Below are 17,417 nucleotides of genomic sequence, written 5' to 3'. Positions count from 1 at the left end.
GGCTCGGAGGCATGAGCACCGACACCCCCCGCGAGCCCACCGCCGTCGACGCCGTCGCCGAGCGCTGGGTCGACACGCTCGTCGACCTCGACCCCACCCTCGGCACCTCGATCGGACGCAGCGGCGCGAACGGCCGTCTGGGCGACTACTCGCCGGCCGGTCTCGAGCAGGCCCGGGCGGCGACCGCCTCGGCCCTCGCCGAGCTCGAGGCCGCCGACCCCGTGGACGACGTCGACCGCGTCACGGCCGCCGACCTCGGCGCCGAGCTCCGGCTCTCCCTGGAGGGGCACGACGCCGGTCTGCCGCTGCGGGACGTCAACGTGATAGCGTCTCCGGCGCAGGAGCTGCGCGACGTCTTCGACCTGATGCCGACGGACAAGGTCGCCGACTGGGAGGCGGTCGCCGAGCGGCTGCTGGCCGTGCCGGCCGCCCTCGAGGGCTACGCGGAGACCCTGCGCGAGGGGATCCGCACCGGCGTGGTCCCCGCCCGCCGCCAGGTCGAGCTCGTCGCCGAGCAGGCGCGGAAGATCGCCGCTCCCCGCGGGTTCTTCGCCGAGCTGGCCGCGGAGGCCGCTCCCGCCGCCGGATCCCTGCCCGCGTCGCTCGCTCAGCGACTGGAGGACGGCGCCCGCCGTTCCTCGGCCGCCTACGGGTCGCTCGCGCAGTTCCTCCGGGGCGAGCTCGCCCCCGCCGCGACCGAGCAGGACGCCGTCGGCCGGGAGCTGTACGCGCTGCACTCCCGCCGCTTCCTCGGCGCTGTCGTCGACCTCGACGAGACCTACGAGTGGGGGATCGAGGAGCTGGCCCGCATGACGTCCGAGCAGGAGGCGATCGCGCGCGAGATCCTGCCCGGCGCCTCCGTCGCCGAGGCGATCGCCCACCTCGAGGCGGACCCGGCCCGCACTCTGCACGGCGTCGACGCTCTGCAGGCCTGGATGCAGGAGACCAGCGACCGCTCCGTCCGCGAGCTCGCCGGCACCGCCTTCGACATCCCGGAGGAGGTGCGCCGCCTCGAGTGCAGGATCGCGCCGACCCAGGAGGGCGGCATCTACTACACCGGTCCGAGCGACGACTTCTCGCGCCCGGGGCGGATGTGGTGGTCGGTCCCGGCCGGAGTCACCGAGTTCGCCACCTGGCGGGAGCTGACCACGGTCTACCACGAGGGCGTCCCGGGCCACCACCTGCAGATCGGCCAGGCCGTCCACAACCGCGCCCGCCTCAACACCTGGCGCCGTCAGCTCGCCGGGACCTCCGGCCACGCCGAGGGCTGGGCGCTCTACGCGGAGCGGCTGATGGAGCGCTTCGGCTACCTCGACGACCCGGCCGACCGCCTGGGCATGCTCGACGGCCAGCGGATGCGCGCGGCGCGCGTCGTGCTGGACATCGGCGTGCACCTCCAGAAGCCGATGCCGGGCTCCGACACCGTCTGGACCGCCGACTCGGCCCTCGACTTCATGCGGGCCAACGTGAACATGGACGACGCGTTCGTGCGCTTCGAGGTGAACCGGTACCTCGGCTGGCCGGGGCAGGCTCCGTCCTACAAGATCGGGCAGCGGATCTGGGAGCAGCTGCGCGACGAGGCGGAGGCGCGCGAGGGCGCCGCGTTCTCGCTCGCGGCCTTCCACCGGAGGGCGCTCGACCTCGGCGGCGTCGGTCTCGACACCCTCCGCTCCTCCCTCGCCGGCTGACTCCGGAACCCGCGCCTGGACGGGCGCGGCGAGATTGCCGTGCGCCTCCCGGGGCGTCTAAGCTGGGGTGTCACATCTGTGGCGCCGCCGTGCCCGCGGCGCGCGAGGAAGGCCGGTCCTCCGGCCGGCCGAGCGCGGCTCCCGGGCCGGAGGCACATCCCTCACCACCGCAGTGGTCACCACTCCGCCGAGCCGCGAGGCCCGCAGGCGGCCGCCGCCCGAGACCCATCCATCCTGGAGCATCCCTTAATGACAACCGCAACGACCGACAAGGCAACCAAGCAGGTCGCGATCAACGACATCGGGTCTGCTGAAGACTTTCTTGCCGCGGTCGAAAAGACTCTGAAGTTCTTCAACGACGGAGACCTCATCGAAGGCACCGTCGTGAAGATCGACCGCGACGAGGTCCTCCTCGACGTCGGCTACAAGACCGAGGGCGTCATCCCCTCGCGCGAGCTCTCCATCAAGCACGACGTCGACCCCTCCGAGGTCGTCAACGTGGGCGACAGCGTCGAGGCCCTCGTCCTCCAGAAGGAGGACAAGGAGGGTCGCCTGATCCTGTCCAAGAAGCGTGCGCAGTACGAGCGCGCGTGGGGCGACGTCGAGAAGATCAAGGAGTCGGACGGCGTCGTCACCGGCTCGGTCATCGAGGTCGTCAAGGGCGGTCTCATCGTCGACATCGGCCTCCGCGGCTTCCTCCCGGCCTCGCTCATCGAGCTGCGCCGCGTCCGCGACCTCACGCCGTACCTCGGCCAGGAGATCGAGGCGAAGATCCTCGAGCTCGACAAGAACCGCAACAACGTGGTCCTGTCGCGTCGCGCGCTCCTCGAGCAGACCCAGTCCGAGAGCCGCACCACGTTCCTGAACAACCTGCACAAGGGTCAGGTCCGCAAGGGCGTCGTGTCGTCGATCGTCAACTTCGGTGCGTTCGTCGACCTCGGCGGCGTCGACGGTCTCGTCCACGTCTCCGAGCTCTCCTGGAAGCACATCGAGCACGCCTCCGAGGTCGTCGAGGTGGGCCAGGAGGTCACCGTCGAGATCCTCGAGGTCGACCTCGACCGCGAGCGCGTGTCGCTCTCGCTCAAGGCGACCCAGGAGGACCCGTGGCAGGTCTTCGCCCGCACCCACGCGATCGGACAGGTCGCGCCGGGCAAGGTCACGAAGCTGGTCCCGTTCGGTGCCTTCGTCCGCGTCGCGGACGGCATCGAGGGCCTCGTCCACATCTCCGAGCTGTCGGGCAAGCACGTCGAGCTCGCCGAGCAGGTCGTGTCGGTCGGCGAAGAGGTGTTCGTCAAGGTCATCGACATCGACCTCGACCGTCGCCGCATCTCCCTCTCGCTCAAGCAGGCGAACGAGAACGTCGACCCCGAGGGCACCGAGTTCGACCCGGCGCTCTACGGCATGGCCACGGAGTACGACGACCAGGGGAACTACAAGTACCCCGAGGGCTTCGACCCCGAGACCAACGAGTGGCGCGAGGGCTTCGAGTCGCAGCGCGAGGCCTGGGAGCAGGAGTACGCCGCTGCTCAGGCGCGTTGGGAGGCCCACAAGGCCCAGGTGGCCAAGTCGCAGGAGGAGGCGGCCACCGTCTCCGAGGGCGTCTCGGTCGGCGCCGGCTTCACCAGCGAGTCGACCACCGGCGGCACCCTCGCCGACGATGAGTCGCTCGCCGCGCTCCGCGAGAAGCTGTCCTCGAACAACTGATCGCGAGCACATCGCATCGAACGGCCGGTCCCCTCGGGGGCCGGCCGTTCGGCGTTCCGGGCGACGGCGCTGGGTAGGGTGGCCGGGTGCATCTCGTCGCCCTCACCGGAGGCATCGCCTCGGGCAAGTCCACCGTCGCCCGCCGTCTCGCCGAGCACGGAGCGGTGGTGGTCGACGCCGACGTCCTCGCGCGCGAGGTCGTCGAGCCGGGGGAGCCGGCGCTGGCGGCGATCGCCGAGCGCTTCGGCCCGTCCGTGATCCGCGCGGACGGCGCGCTGGACCGCCCGGCGCTCGGCGCGATCGTCTTCTCGGACGCGGCGGCCCGCGCCGACCTCAATGCGATCACCCATCCGGCGGTGACGCTCCGCTCGCAGCGGCTGTTCGCGGAGGCCGCCGAGGCGGACCCGGCCGCGGTGGTCGTCTACGACGTCCCCCTCCTCGCCGAGGGCCGTGGAGCGGGGGAGTTCGACGAGGTGGTCGTCGTGCACGCGCCGCAGCACCTCCGCATCGAGCGTCTCGTCGCCCTCCGGGGACTGACCGAGGAGGAGGCTCGTGCGCGGGTCTCGTCGCAGGCGAGCGACGAGGAGCGCCTCGCCCTCGCCGACGTCGTGATCGACTCCTCCGGCACGCTGGAGGAGACGCTCGCTCGGACCGACGCGCTGTGGGAGCGTCTCGCCCGCTGACGGTCCGTCCCGGACACCCGCCCTCGTGGCCGAGCGGCCCGGCCGGAGAGCGCACCCCCGTTCGCCGCCAGCGCACGCGCCGTCCGGTGTCGGTGGTCGCGGCTACGCTTCGAACCATGGAGCCAACCCGTGCCGTGCACCCGTTCGAGGTCATCAGCGAGTACAAGCCGAGCGGTGACCAGCCCGGCGCGATCGCCGATCTGAGCGCCCGCATCAACGCCGGCGAGACCGATGTCGTCCTGCTGGGCGCCACCGGGACCGGCAAGTCCGCGACCACGGCCTGGCTCGTCGAGGCCGTGCAGCGCCCCACGCTCGTGCTCGCGCACAACAAGACCCTCGCCGCGCAGCTCGCCAACGAGTTCCGCGAGCTGTTCCCCAACAACGCCGTCGAGTACTTCGTCTCGTACTACGACTACTACCAGCCCGAGGCCTACGTCCCGCAGACCGACACCTTCATCGAGAAGGACAGCTCGGTCAACGCCGAGGTCGAGCGGCTGCGCCACTCCACCACGAACTCGCTCCTGAGCCGCCGCGATGTGATCGTGGTGTCGACCGTCTCCTGCATCTACGGCCTCGGCCAGCCCGAGCAGTACCTCGAGGCGATGGTGGCGCTCCAGGTCGGCCAGCGGGTCGACCGGGACCGCCTCATCCGCAAGTTCGTGTCGATGCAGTACGCGCGCAACGACGTCGACTTCGCCCGCGGCACCTTCCGGGTGCGGGGCGACACGATCGAGATCATCCCGATGTACGAGGAGCTCGCGATCCGGATCGAGATGTTCGGCGACGAGATCGAGGCGCTCTACACGCTCCACCCGCTCACCGGCGACATCGTCCGGAAGCTCGACTCCGTGTCGGTCTTCCCCGGCTCGCACTACGTCGCCAGCCAGGACGTCATGCACCGTGCGATCGACACCATCCAGCAGGAGCTCGAGGTGCGCCTGGCCGACCTCGAGAAGCAGAACAAGCTCCTCGAGGCGCAGCGCCTGCGGATGCGCACGACCTTCGATCTCGAGATGATGCAGCAGATCGGATTCTGCTCCGGCATCGAGAACTACTCCCGCCACATCGACGGCCGCGAGTCGGGCGAGGCCCCGCACTGCCTGCTCGACTACTTCCCGGACGACTTCCTCGTCGTGATCGACGAGTCGCACGTGACGGTGCCGCAGATCGGTGCGATGTACGAGGGCGACGCCTCCCGCAAGCGCACGCTGGTCGAGCACGGCTTCCGCCTGCCCTCGGCGATGGACAACCGGCCCCTGAAGTGGGAGGAGTTCAAGTCTCGCGTCGGCCAGACCGTCTACCTCTCGGCGACTCCGGGCCGCTACGAGATGGGCATCGCCGACGGCATCGTCGAGCAGATCATCCGCCCGACCGGCCTGATCGATCCCGAGATCGTCGTCAAGCCGACGAAGGGCCAGATCGACGACCTGCTCGAGGAGATCAAGCGCCGCACCGAGCGCGACGAGCGCGTGCTCGTCACGACGCTGACGAAGCGCATGGCCGAGGAGCTCACCGACTTCCTCACGGAGGCCGGCGTCCGGGTCCGCTACCTGCACTCCGACGTCGACACCCTGAGGCGCGTCGAGCTCCTCTCGGAGCTGCGAGCGGGCGTGTACGACGTCCTGGTCGGCATCAACCTGCTGCGCGAGGGGCTCGACCTGCCCGAGGTCTCGCTCGTCGCGATCCTCGACGCCGACAAGGAGGGCTTCCTCCGCTCGTCCACGTCGCTCATCCAGACGATCGGCCGTGCGGCGCGCAACGTCTCGGGCGAGGTCCACATGTACGCCGACAAGGTGACGGACTCGATGCGGCTCGCGATCGACGAGACCGACCGCCGACGCGAGAAGCAGGTCGCCTACAACCTCGACCACGGCATCGACCCGACGCCGCTGCGGAAGAAGATCGCCGACATCACCGACGCCCTCGCCCGCGAGGGGGCCGACACCGCCAAGCTGCTCGCCGGGCGCGACGCCAAGAAGAAGAGCCCGACGCCGAACCTGCGCCGTCAGGGTCTCGCCGCGAACGGCGGCAACGACCTCGAGGCGATCATCTCCGACCTCAACGGGCAGATGCTCCAGGCGGCGGGCGAGCTCAAGTTCGAGCTCGCGGCCCGGCTGCGGGACGAGGTCCAGGAGCTCAAGCGCGAGCTCCGCCAGATGGAGAAGGCCGGGCACCTGTCCTGATCGGGGGCGCTGATCCGCAAGGGGAGGGGCCCGCGGATCAGCGCCCAGCGAACGCCACGGGCGATGTCGGTGGCTCCGCATACACTTTCGGAGTGTCGATCCTGAACGCCGTTACGGACCCCTCCTCCACCCCCTCTCCCTCCTTCCACCGCTTCGTCTCCTCGCTCGACGAGTCGTCCTCGAAGCTGGTGGTGAGCGGCGCGCGGGTGCACAACCTGCAGAACGTCGACCTCGAGATCCCGCGCGACTCGATGGTGGTGTTCACCGGTCTCTCGGGCTCGGGCAAGTCCTCCCTGGCCTTCGACACGATCTTCGCGGAGGGCCAGCGGCGCTACGTCGAGTCCCTCTCCGCGTACGCCCGCCAGTTCCTCGGGCAGGTGGACCGGCCGGACGTCGACTTCATCGAGGGCCTCAGCCCCGCGGTCTCGATCGACCAGAAGTCGACGAACCGCAACCCGCGCTCCACCGTCGGCACGATCACCGAGATCTTCGACTACATGCGTCTGCTGTGGGCGCGCATCGGCGTCCCGCACTGCCCCATCTGCAGCGAGCGGATCTCCGCGCAGACCGTGCAGCAGATCGCCGACCAGCTGATGGAGCTCGAGACCGGTACCCGCTACCAGATCCTCAGCCCCGTCGTCTCCCAGAAGAAGGGCGAGTTCGTCGACCTCTTCAAGGAGCTGACCGCGGGCGGCTACTCCCGCGCCATGGTGGACGGGAAGCTCGTCCAGCTGAGCGAGCCGCCGGTGCTCAAGAAGCAGTACAAGCACGACATCTCCGTCGTGGTCGACCGGCTCGTGGCCGGCCCCGACATCCTCGGGCGCCTCACCGACTCGCTCGAGACGGCCCTGCGGCTCACCGACGGCATCGTGCAGATCAACTACGTCGACGGCGAGGGCGACGGCGCCTGGACCACCTACTCCGAGAAGCTGTCCTGCCCCAACAACCACCCGATCTCGCTGACCGAGATCGAGCCGCGGACCTTCTCCTTCAACGCGCCCTTCGGCGCCTGCCCGGAGTGCTCGGGCCTCGGCACGCGCATGTCGGTCGATGACGAGCTGCTGCTCGGCGACCCCGACCTGAGCATCGCCGAGGGCGTCATCATCCCCTGGACCACCCAGGGCAAGGGCTTGTTCCAGTACTACGAGAAGCTGCTCGACGGCCTCTCCCGCGACCTCGGCTTCACGCTCACCACCCCGTGGAAGCGCCTCAGCACCGAGGTGCAGCAGGCCGTCCTCCACGGCGACAACTTCGAGGTCAAGGTCAAGTGGAAGAACCGCTACGGCCGCGAGATGAGCTACACCTCGGGCTTCGAGGGCGTCGTGCCCTACATCGAGCGCCAGTTCGTCCAGGCCGAGACCGACGTCCAGCGCACCCGCTGGTCCGAGTTCCTCCGCGAGGTGCCCTGCCCCGTGTGCAAGGGCTCCCGCCTCAAGCCCGAGGTGCTCGCCGTGCTCGTGCACGGGGCGAGCATCGCGGACGTGGCCGACCTCAGCCTCGGCGACGCCCAGGACTTCATGAGCCGGCTCGAGCTGACCGACCGCGAGGCGCACATCGCCGCGCAGGTGCTGCGCGAGATCCGCGCGCGCATCGACTTCCTCATCGAGGTCGGGCTCAACTACCTCAACCTCTCGCGCGCCGCCGCCTCCCTGTCGGGCGGCGAGGCGCAGCGCATCCGCCTGGCGACCCAGATCGGCTCCGGGCTGACCGGCGTGCTCTACGTGCTCGACGAGCCGAGCATCGGCCTGCACCAGCGCGACAACCGCCGCCTGATCGACACCCTCATCAAGCTGCGCGACCTGGGCAACACGCTGATCGTGGTCGAGCACGACGAGGACACCATCCGCACCGCCGACTGGATCGTCGACATCGGCCCGGGCGCCGGGGTCAACGGCGGCAAGGTCGTGCACTCCGGCTCCTACGAGTCGCTGCTCGAGAACACCCACTCGCTCACCGGCGACTACGTCTCGGGCCGCAAGGCGATCGAGGTCCCGAAGAAGCGGCGGAAGATCGACCGCAAGCGGATGATCAAGGTCGTCGGGGCGAACGCCAACAACCTCCGCAAGGTCGACGCGGAGTTCCCGCTCGGCACGTTCGTCGCGGTCACCGGGGTCTCCGGCTCCGGCAAGAGCACCCTCGTGAACGACATCCTCTACCGCGTGCTCGCCAACCAGCTCAACGGCGCCCGCAAGGTGCCGGGCAAGCACACGCGCGTCACCGGCCTCGAGAACCTCGACAAGGTCGTGCACGTCGACCAGAATCCGATCGGCCGCACGCCGCGCTCGAACCCCGCCACCTACACGGGCGTGTTCGACCGCATCCGCAACCTCTTCGCCGAGACCACCGAGGCGAAGGCGCGGGGGTACCTGCCCGGCCGCTTCAGCTTCAACGTCAAGGGCGGCCGCTGCGAGGCCTGCTCGGGCGACGGCACCATCAAGATCGAGATGAACTTCCTGCCCGACGTCTACGTCGCGTGCGAGGTCTGCGGGGGAGCGCGCTACAACCGCGACACCCTGACCGTGCACTACAAGGGCAAGAACATCGCCGAGGTGCTCGACATGCCGATCGCCGAGGCGGCCGACTTCTTCGAGCCCATCACGGCGATCCACCGCTTCCTCCGCACGCTGGTGGAGGTGGGCCTCGGCTACGTCCGCCTCGGGCAGAGCGCGACCACGCTCTCCGGCGGCGAGGCGCAGCGCGTCAAGCTGGCGACCGAGCTCCAGCGCCGCTCCAACGGCCGCAGCGTCTACGTGCTCGACGAGCCGACGACGGGCCTGCACTTCGAGGACGTCCGCAAGCTTCTCCTCGTCCTCAACGGCCTGGTCGACAAGGGCAACACGGTGATCACCATCGAGCACAACCTCGACGTCATCAAGTCGGCCGACTGGCTGATCGACATGGGTCCCGAGGGCGGCGCCGGCGGCGGACAGGTGGTCGCGGTGGGCACCCCCGAGCACGTGGCGAAGGTCGAGGGCAGCCACACCGGCATGTTCCTCGCCGAGATCCTCGGCTGACGCGAGCGAGAGGCATGGCGCAGACAGTCGACTTCCGGCCGAAGCCGGGTGAGATCCCGACCCTCCCGGGCGTGTACCGCTTCACGGACGCCCGGGGGCGGGTGCTCTACGTGGGCAAGGCCAAGAACCTCCGCGCGCGGCTGAGCAACTACTTCGCCCCGCTGCCGAGCCTGCACGAGCGCACCCGGCGGATGGTCACCTCGGCCTCCGGCGTCGAATGGACCGTCGTCGGCACCGACGTCGAGGCCCTGCAGCTCGAGTTCACCTGGATCAACGAGTTCGATCCACCCTTCAACGTCAAGTTCCGCGACGACAAGTCCTACCCCTACATGGCGGTGACGCTCGGCGACGAGGCCCCGCGGGTGATGGTCACGCGGAACGCCAAGATCAGGAAGGCCCGCTACTTCGGGCCCTACCCCAAGATCTGGGCGATCCACGAGACGATCGACCTGATGATCAAGGCGTTCCCGATCAGGACCTGCAACGACTCCAACTACAAGCGCGCCATGCAGAGCGGCAAGCCCTGCTTCGCGTCGCAGATCGGCCGCTGCGGCGGGCCCTGCTCCCACCGCGTCACCTTCGCCGAGCACCGCGAGATGGTCGACCGCTTCGTCGCCTTCATGGGCAGCCACGACCGCCGGATGATCGGCGAGCTCGAGAAGGAGATGCGCGAGGCCGCGGCGGCGATGGAGTACGAGCGCGCGGGGAAGCTGCGCGATCAGGCCGCCGCCCTCGACGCGGTCCTCGCCAAGAGCGCGGTCGTGCTCAAGGACAACGTGGACGTCGACCTCTACGCGATCGTCCACGACGAGCTCGCCGCCTCCGTGCAGCAGTTCCGGGTCCGCGGCGGGCGCATCCGCGGCGAGCGGGGCTGGGTCGTCGACAAGGAGCTCGACATGAGCACGGCGGAGCTCGTCGACACGGCCCTCCAGGCCGCCTACGAGACCGGCGACGTCCCGCCCCGGGAGGTCGTCGTGCCGGAGCTGCCCGAGGACACCGAGGCGCTCGAGGAGTGGCTGAGCGGACTGCGCGGCACGAACGTGCGCCTCCGAGCGGCCCAGCGCGGAGACAAGGCCGCCCTCCTCGAGACGGCGACGCAGAACGCGAAGCACTCGCTGATGCTCTACAAGACCCGCCGCTCCGCCGACTTCACCGCTCGGACGCAGGCTCTGGAGGACATCCGCGACGCCCTCGGCATGAGCGAGGCGCCGCTCCGGATGGAGTGCTACGACGTCTCCCACCTCAGCGGCACCAACATCGTCGCCTCGATGGTGGTCTTCGAGGACGGGCTCGCGCGGAAGGACCAGTACCGGCGGTTCTCCATCGCGGAGTCGACGGACGACACCGAGTCGCTGTACCAGGTGCTCACCCGCCGCCTCGCCTACCTCCGCGAGCCGGTCGAGCCCGCGGCGGTCGACCCCGAGACCGGCGAGGCCAAGCGGCGCAAGTTCTCGTACCCCCCGCAGCTGCTGATCGTCGACGGCGGCCAGCCGCAGGTCGCGGCGGCGCAGCGCGCGCTCGACGAGTCCGGGGTGACCGGCATCACCCTCTGCGGGATCGCCAAGCGCCTCGAGGAGATCTGGCTGCCGGACTCCGACTTCCCCGTCATCCTGCCGCGCAACAGCGATGCGCTCTTCCTCTTCCAGCGCATCCGCGACGAGGCGCACCGCTTCGCGATCACCCACCAGAGGACGCGTCGCAAGCGCGACATCTCGTCGCAGCTGGCCGAGGTGCCCGGGCTCGGAGGCACGCGAGTCCGCGACCTGCTGAAGCACTTCGGATCCGTCGCCCGGCTCCGCGAGGCGGGCGAGGCCGAGATCGCCGAGGTCAAGGGCATCGGCCCGACGCTGGCGGGCGCGATCCACGCGCACCTGCATCCGGACGGGTCCGCCGTCGGGGGCACGCCCTAGGCTGGAGGCCCGCGCTCCGGGGGAGAGCGGCCGGTGCCCGGCACCGAGGACACGAGCAGACACGAGCACGGAGAGCGCATGAGCACGGAGAGCGAGCAGCAGGACGTGCTGATCGTCACGGGGATGTCCGGAGCGGGCCGGTCCACGGCCGCGAACGCGCTGGAGGACCTCGGCTGGTACGTCGTCGACAACCTGCCGCCGCAGATGCTGCGCCCGCTGGTCGACCTGGCGCAGCGTGCAGGGGACACGCTGCCGAAGATCGCGGCGGTCGTCGACGTCCGCGGACGCGACTTCTTCGAGGACCTCGGCGACATCGTCCGCGAGCTGCGCGCCGGGGTCGACCTCCGAGTGGTGTTCCTCGAGGCCACCGACGCCGCGCTCGTCCGCCGCTTCGAGCAGGTGCGCCGTCCGCACCCGCTGCAGGGCCGGGGGACCCTCCTCGACGGCATCTCCGCCGAGCGGACGCGCCTCGCTCAGCTGCGGGAGTCGGCCGACATCGTCATCGACACCTCGGACCTCAACATCCACCAGCTGGCCACCAGCATCACCGAGCGCTTCGCCGAGGCCGGCCGCGCGGGCCTCCAGGTCACGGTGATGAGCTTCGGCTTCAAGTACGGGCTGCCGACGGACGCCGACATGGTGGCCGACGCGCGGTTCCTGCCGAACCCGTACTGGATCCCTGAGCTGCGTCCGCACACGGGTCTCGACGAAGAGGTGAGAGACTACGTGCTGGCCCAGCAGGGCGCCGAGGAGTTCATCGACTCCTACTCCCGGGCCCTGCGCCCCGTGCTCGACGGCTACCAGCGCGAGAACAAGCGCCACGCGACCATCGCGATCGGCTGCACGGGAGGCAAGCACCGCTCCGTCGCGGTCGCGGGCCGTGTCGCGGCCCGTCTGGCCGAGCTGCCGGGCGTCGCCGTCAACGTGGCGCACCGCGACCTCGGCCGAGAATGATCCCCGCGCGCTCAGCCGCGCACCCGACGTAAGGAAGACTCCGTGGCCCTCACCGCAGACGTCAAGGGCGAACTGGTCGCGATCGTCTCGCGCAAGAACACCGTCCGTGCCGCCGAACTGGCGACCATCCTCCGCTTCTCCGGAGGACTGCACATCATCTCCAACCGCCTCGCGGTCGAGGTCGAGCTCGACTCCGCCCCGCTCGCGACCCGCGTGCGCCGCGACCTCGCCGAGCTGTACGGCGTCCGCAGCGAGGGCAGCATCGTCTCGGCCGGCGGATCCCGGAGGACCACGAGCTGGCTGGTGCGCGTCGTCGAGGGCGGGGACACCCTCGCCCGGCAGACCGGCCTCCTCGACCAGCGGGGCCGGCCCGTCCGCGGCCTGCCCAACCGCCTCACGACCGGCTCCCGCGAGGAGCTCGCCGCCCTGTGGCGCGGCGCCTTCCTCGCCCAGGGCTCGCTGACCGACCCGGGCCGCTCCGCGGCGCTCGAGATCGTCTGCCCCGGCAACGAGGCGGCCATGGCGATCGTCGGAGCCGCCGGACGCCTGGGAGTCCAGGCCAAGTCCCGCGAGGTGCGCGGCGTCCACCGGGTCGTCATCCGCGACGGCGAGAGCATCAGCGCGATGCTCACCCTGATGGGCGCGACCGCGACCGTCGCAAGCTGGGAGGAGCTGCGCCAGCGCCGCGAGGTGCGGGCGACCGCGAACCGCCTCGTCAACTTCGACGACGCGAACCTCCGCCGCTCCGCCCAGGCCGCCGTCGCGGCGTGCGCCCGCGTCGAGCGCGCGATGGAGATCCTGGGCGACGACATCCCCGAGCACCTCCGCTACGCCGGGCGCCTGCGCCTCGCGCACCGCGACGCGAGCCTCGACGAGCTCGGCCACCACGCCGATCCGCCGATGACGAAGGACGCCGTCGCCGGCCGCATCCGCCGCCTCCTCGCGATGGCCGACAAGCGCGCGTCCGACCTCGACATCCCGGGCACCGACGCGAACCTCCCGGCCGAGCTGCAGGACCTGTAGGCCCGGCCGCACGGCGCGCCCCGCCCGGCGAACGCTGAGTGTCTCCTGGTCGAACAGCGCAAGCCCTCCGAACGCGGTGGGGCCCCCTCGCTAGACTGATCAAGTCGCTCAGGACACTCCCGGCCCTCCTCCTCCGCCTCGCGGAGAACGCCGAGACGCCGGCGGGTCGCACGGGAGCGACGACCACGAACAGGAGATCGCACATGGCTGACTACACGCTCGCCGAACTGCCCTACGACTACTCGGCCCTCGAGCCGAACATCAGTGGACGGATCATGGAGCTCCACCACGACAAGCACCACGCGACGTACGTGGCCGGGGCGAACACCGCCCTCGCCTCGCTGCAGGAGGCTCGCGACAGCGAGAACCTCGCGAACGTGAACAAGCTCCAGAAGGACCTCGCCTTCAACCTCGCCGGTCACGTGAACCACACCGTGTTCTGGAACAACCTCTCGCCGGACGGCGGCGACAAGCCCGTCGGCGAGCTCGCCGCGGCCATCGACGACAACTTCGGGTCGTTCGACAAGTTCCGCGCCCACTTCACCGCCTCGGCCCTCGGCATCCAGGGCTCCGGCTGGTCGATCCTCGCCTGGGACTCGCTCGGCGAGAAGCTCATCATCGAGCAGCTCTACGACCACCAGGGCAACCTCGCCGCGGCGACCGTCCCGGTCCTCCTCCTCGACATGTGGGAGCACGCCTTCTACCTCGACTACGTCAACGTGAAGGCCGACTACGTCAAGGCGTTCTGGAACATCGTGAACTGGGCCGATGTGTCCGCGCGCTTCGAGAAGGCCCGCGAGAAGACTTCGGGCCTGCTGCTACTGTCGTAGCGATCTCGGCGTCCCGGGCCCCGCGCCCGGGACGCCCTGTCGTCGGCTTCCACCCCTCCACTGCACCGTCGAGGTGCCTTTCCTCACCAGGAGATATCTGTGTCCGTCAAGATCGGCATCAACGGCTTCGGCCGTATCGGCCGTAACTTCTTCCGTGCAGCCCTCGCCAAGGGCAGCGACCTCGAGATCGTCGCGGTCAACGACCTCACCGACAACAAGGCCCTCGCGCACCTCCTGAAGTACGACTCCATCACGGGCCGCCTCGACGCGACCGTCGAGCTCGACGGCGACCGCATCGTCGTCAACGGCAAGCCGATCATCGTCCTCGAGGAGCGCGACCCCGCGAACCTCCCCTGGGGCGAACTGGGAGTCGACGTCGTCATCGAGTCGACCGGCCGCTTCACCAAGTCGGAGGACGCGCGCAAGCACATCACCGCGGGTGCCAAGAAGGTCATCGTCTCCGCTCCCGCCACCGGCAGCGACGTCGCGACCCTGGTCCTCGGCGTGAACGAGAACACCTACGACCCCGCGACGCACGACATCATCTCGAACGCGTCCTGCACCACGAACTGCCTCGCGCCGCTCGCCAAGGTGCTGCTCGACAACTTCGGCATCGAGCGCGGCCTGATGACCACGGTCCACGCGTACACCGCCGACCAGAACCTCCAGGACGGCCCGCACAGCGACCTGCGTCGCGCCCGCGCCGCCGCCGTCAACATCATCCCGACCTCGACCGGTGCCGCCAAGGCGCTCGGCCTGGTCATCCCGGAGCTCGTCGGCAAGCTCGACGGCTACGCCCTCCGCGTCCCGGTCCCGACCGGCTCGATCACCGACCTCACCGTTGAGCTGACCAAGCCCGCCACCGTCGAGGAGATCAACGCGGCGTACAAGGCGGCCTCCGAGGGAGACCTCAAGGGCATCCTCAAGTACACCGAGGACCCGATCGTCTCGAGCGACATCGTGACCGACCCGCACTCGTCGATCTTCGACGCGGGCCTCACGAAGGTCATCGGCAGCCAGGTCAAGGTCGCCTCCTGGTACGACAACGAGTGGGGCTACTCCAACCGCCTCGTCGACGTCACCGAGTTCGTCGCCGGCAAGCTCTAAGGGCTGCGCGCAGTGACGCTCCGCACTCTGGACTCACTGGGCTCCCTCGCAGGCAAGCGCGTCGTCGTCCGCTGCGATCTGAACGTCCCCCTGAAGGACGGAACGATCACGGACGACGGCCGCGTGCGCGCGTCGGTGCCCACACTCCAGCGTCTGGTCTCCGAGGGCGCCCGAGTCGTGGTCGTGAGCCACCTCGGGCGCCCCGAGGGGAAGCCCGAGGCGAAGTACAGCCTCGCTCCCGTCGCCGCCCGCCTCGGCGAGCTGCTCGACGCTCCGGTGGCCTTCGCCGAGGACACCGTCGGGGAGGCGGCCTCGGCCGCCGTCGACGCCCTCGAGGACGGCCAGGTCGTCGTCCTCGAGAACCTCCGGTTCAACGCCGGCGAGACGAGCAAGGACGAGGCCGAGCGCCGCACCTTCGCCGAGAAGCTGGCCGCCTACGGCGACGCCTTCGTCTCCGACGGGTTCGGCGTCGTGCACCGCAAGCAGGCGAGCGTCTACGAGCTCGCCGAGCTTCTCCCCAGCGCGGCCGGCACGCTGATCGCGGCCGAGCTCGAGGTGCTGGAGCGGCTCACCGAGAAGCCCGAGCGCCCCTACGCGGTCGTCCTCGGCGGCTCGAAGGTCTCGGACAAGCTCGGCGTGATCGAGCACCTGCTCCCGAAGGTCGACTCGATCCTCATCGGCGGCGGAATGCTCTTCACCTTCCTCAAGGCCCAGGGCCACGAGGTCGGCGCCAGCCTGCTGGAGGCCGACCAGGTCGACACCGTGCTCGGCTACCTCGCGAAGGCGAAGGAGCTGGGTGTGGAGATCGTCCTGCCGACGGACGTCGTCGTGGCGTCGGAGTTCGGCCCCGACGCCGAGCACCAGGTCGCCTCGGCCGACGCGATCGAGGGCACGCCCTTCGGTGAGAAGGGCCTCGGCCTGGACATCGGTCCGGACACCGCCGCGCACTTCGCCGAGATCATCGCGGCGTCCAGGACGGTGTTCTGGAACGGCCCCATGGGCGTCTTCGAGCTCGAGCCGTTCGCGGCGGGCACCAAGACCGTCGCGCAGGCGCTCACCGAGGTCGACGGTCTCAGCGTCGTCGGCGGAGGCGACTCAGCCGCGGCCGTCCGCGCCCTCGGGTTCCGCGACGACCAGTTCGGCCACATCTCGACGGGAGGCGGAGCGAGCCTCGAATTCCTCGAGGGCAAGCGCCTCCCCGGACTGGAGGTCCTCGGATGGTAGACACCGCCGCCCGCACCCCGCTCATCGCCGGCAACTGGAAGATGAACCTGGACCACCTCCAGGCCATCGCCTTCGTGCAGAAGCTGGCGTGGAGCCTCAAGGACGCCGATCACGACTTCGACGGCGTCGAGGTCGCGGTGTTCCCGCCCTTCACGGACCTCCGGCCCGTGCAGATCCTCGTCGACTCGGACAAGCTGCCGCTCAAGTACGGCGCGCAGGACGTCTCGAAGTTCGACAGCGGCGCCTACACCGGTGAGATCTCGGGTCAGTTCCTGAAGCAGCTCGACTGCGACTACGTGATCGTCGGCCACTCGGAGCGTCGCACGCTCCACGGCGAGACGGACGCGGACATCGCCGCCAAGTCGGCTGCGGCCGTCAATCACGGCGTCGCTCCGATCATCTGCGTCGGCGAGACCGCGGAGGACCTCGAGAAGCACGGCCCGTCGGCCGTGCCGGTCGCCCAGTTGAAGGAGGCCCTCACCGGCCTGCCCGCGGACGCCGACCTCGTCGTCGCCTACGAGCCGGTCTGGGCCATCGGCTCCGGACAGGCCGCGACGCCCGAGCAGGCCCAGCAGGTCTGCAAGGCGCTCCGCGGAGTCGTCGCCGACGTCCTCGGCGCCGACACCGCCGCGAAGACCCGCATCCTCTACGGCGGCTCCGTGAAGTCCGGCAACATCGCCGGCTTCATGCGCGAGCCCGACGTCGACGGAGCACTCGTCGGAGGCGCCAGCCTCCAGGTCGACGAGTTCGCGGCGATCGCACGATTCCGGAACCACGTCGGGGTCTGAGTTGCTGCGACGAGAGGGCGGGCCCATCGGGCCCGCCCTCTCGTCGTCCACGCCGCTCCCTGCGCGGCGTGGCGCGGTCGGCTTCGCGACGGGGCGCGGTTCCGAGAGCGGGATGCGTTCGGCTACGTCGATCCGCTCGGACGCGGATCGCCGGTTCGCCTCGCTGTCGTCCACGCCGCTCCCTGCGCGGCGTGGCGCGGTCGGCTTCGCGACGGGGCGCGGTTCCGGGAGCGGGATGCGTCCGGCTACGTCGATCCGCTGGAACGCGGATCACCGGTTCGCCCCGGAAGATCCCACACCGGCTTCGCG

At 70.1% G+C, this 17,417-nt stretch carries 12 protein-coding genes; all 12 read left to right on the top strand.

Annotated elements, in window-relative coordinates; all coding sequences use genetic code 11:
- Window positions 1–11 precede the first annotated feature (11 nt).
- Window positions 12–1,688 carry a DUF885 domain-containing protein gene (locus C5C69_RS09625; RefSeq protein WP_104257824.1) on the top strand — a complete coding sequence of 559 codons (1,677 nt, stop codon included), beginning with the start codon at window positions 12–14 and terminating at the stop codon, window positions 1,686–1,688.
- A gap of 249 nt (window positions 1,689–1,937) precedes the next feature.
- A complete protein-coding gene (rpsA, locus tag C5C69_RS09620; protein WP_104221897.1) occupies window positions 1,938–3,392 on the top strand; it encodes a 30S ribosomal protein S1 in 1,455 nt (484 codons plus the stop codon).
- Window positions 3,393–3,478: 86 nt separating this feature from the next.
- A complete protein-coding gene (coaE, locus tag C5C69_RS09615; RefSeq protein WP_104221899.1) occupies window positions 3,479–4,075 on the top strand; it encodes a dephospho-CoA kinase in 597 nt (198 codons plus the stop codon).
- Window positions 4,076–4,191: 116 nt separating this feature from the next.
- Window positions 4,192–6,258, top strand: a complete 2,067-nt coding sequence (uvrB, locus tag C5C69_RS09610; protein ID WP_104221901.1) for an excinuclease ABC subunit UvrB — start codon at window positions 4,192–4,194, stop codon at window positions 6,256–6,258.
- A 188-nt stretch (window positions 6,259–6,446) separates the two neighbouring features.
- Window positions 6,447–9,272, top strand: a complete 2,826-nt coding sequence (gene uvrA / locus C5C69_RS09605) for an excinuclease ABC subunit UvrA (protein ID WP_244229661.1) — start codon at window positions 6,447–6,449, stop codon at window positions 9,270–9,272.
- A gap of 14 nt (window positions 9,273–9,286) precedes the next feature.
- Window positions 9,287–11,182, top strand: coding sequence for an excinuclease ABC subunit UvrC (uvrC, locus tag C5C69_RS09600; RefSeq protein WP_104232640.1), 1,896 nt, complete (start codon window positions 9,287–9,289; stop codon window positions 11,180–11,182).
- A gap of 78 nt (window positions 11,183–11,260) precedes the next feature.
- Window positions 11,261–12,136, top strand: coding sequence for an RNase adapter RapZ (gene rapZ, locus C5C69_RS09595; protein ID WP_097166020.1), 876 nt, complete (start codon window positions 11,261–11,263; stop codon window positions 12,134–12,136).
- 42 nt (window positions 12,137–12,178) lie between these two features.
- A complete protein-coding gene (gene whiA / locus C5C69_RS09590; RefSeq protein ID WP_104237489.1) occupies window positions 12,179–13,159 on the top strand; it encodes a DNA-binding protein WhiA in 981 nt (326 codons plus the stop codon).
- A gap of 203 nt (window positions 13,160–13,362) precedes the next feature.
- A complete protein-coding gene (locus C5C69_RS09585; protein ID WP_104221907.1) occupies window positions 13,363–13,989 on the top strand; it encodes a superoxide dismutase in 627 nt (208 codons plus the stop codon).
- Window positions 13,990–14,088: 99 nt separating this feature from the next.
- Complete coding sequence (gene gap / locus C5C69_RS09580; RefSeq protein WP_104221909.1) at window positions 14,089–15,096, top strand: type I glyceraldehyde-3-phosphate dehydrogenase; 1,008 nt, start codon at window positions 14,089–14,091, stop codon at window positions 15,094–15,096.
- A 12-nt stretch (window positions 15,097–15,108) separates the two neighbouring features.
- Entirely contained in the window at window positions 15,109–16,320 is a 1,212-nt protein-coding gene (locus tag C5C69_RS09575; RefSeq protein ID WP_104257823.1) for a phosphoglycerate kinase, read from the top strand.
- A complete protein-coding gene (gene tpiA, locus C5C69_RS09570) occupies window positions 16,314–17,108 on the top strand; it encodes a triose-phosphate isomerase (protein WP_104221913.1) in 795 nt (264 codons plus the stop codon). The genes C5C69_RS09575 and tpiA overlap by 7 nt, the downstream gene beginning before the upstream one ends.
- Window positions 17,109–17,417: the final 309 nt, after the last annotated feature.

The organism is Rathayibacter sp. AY1C7, from assembly GCF_002931865.1.
In the GTDB taxonomy this organism is placed as follows: domain Bacteria; phylum Actinomycetota; class Actinomycetes; order Actinomycetales; family Microbacteriaceae; genus Rathayibacter.
The sequence above is the reverse complement of the archived record's forward strand: the minus strand, read 5'-3'. Positions and strand labels throughout refer to the sequence as shown.

Excerpts from the sequence above, each read along its gene's own strand:
- C5C69_RS09625 (WP_104257824.1), top strand. The coding sequence starts at position 12 with ATGAGCACCGACACCCCCCGCGAGCCCACCGCCGTCGACGCCGTCGCC.
- rpsA (WP_104221897.1), top strand. The coding sequence starts at position 1,938 with ATGACAACCGCAACGACCGACAAGGCAACCAAGCAGGTCGCGATCAAC.
- uvrB (WP_104221901.1), top strand. The coding sequence starts at position 4,192 with ATGGAGCCAACCCGTGCCGTGCACCCGTTCGAGGTCATCAGCGAGTAC.
- uvrC (WP_104232640.1), top strand. The coding sequence starts at position 9,287 with ATGGCGCAGACAGTCGACTTCCGGCCGAAGCCGGGTGAGATCCCGACC.
- rapZ (WP_097166020.1), top strand. The coding sequence starts at position 11,261 with ATGAGCACGGAGAGCGAGCAGCAGGACGTGCTGATCGTCACGGGGATG.
- C5C69_RS09585 (WP_104221907.1), top strand. The coding sequence starts at position 13,363 with ATGGCTGACTACACGCTCGCCGAACTGCCCTACGACTACTCGGCCCTC.
- tpiA (WP_104221913.1), top strand. The coding sequence starts at position 16,314 with ATGGTAGACACCGCCGCCCGCACCCCGCTCATCGCCGGCAACTGGAAG.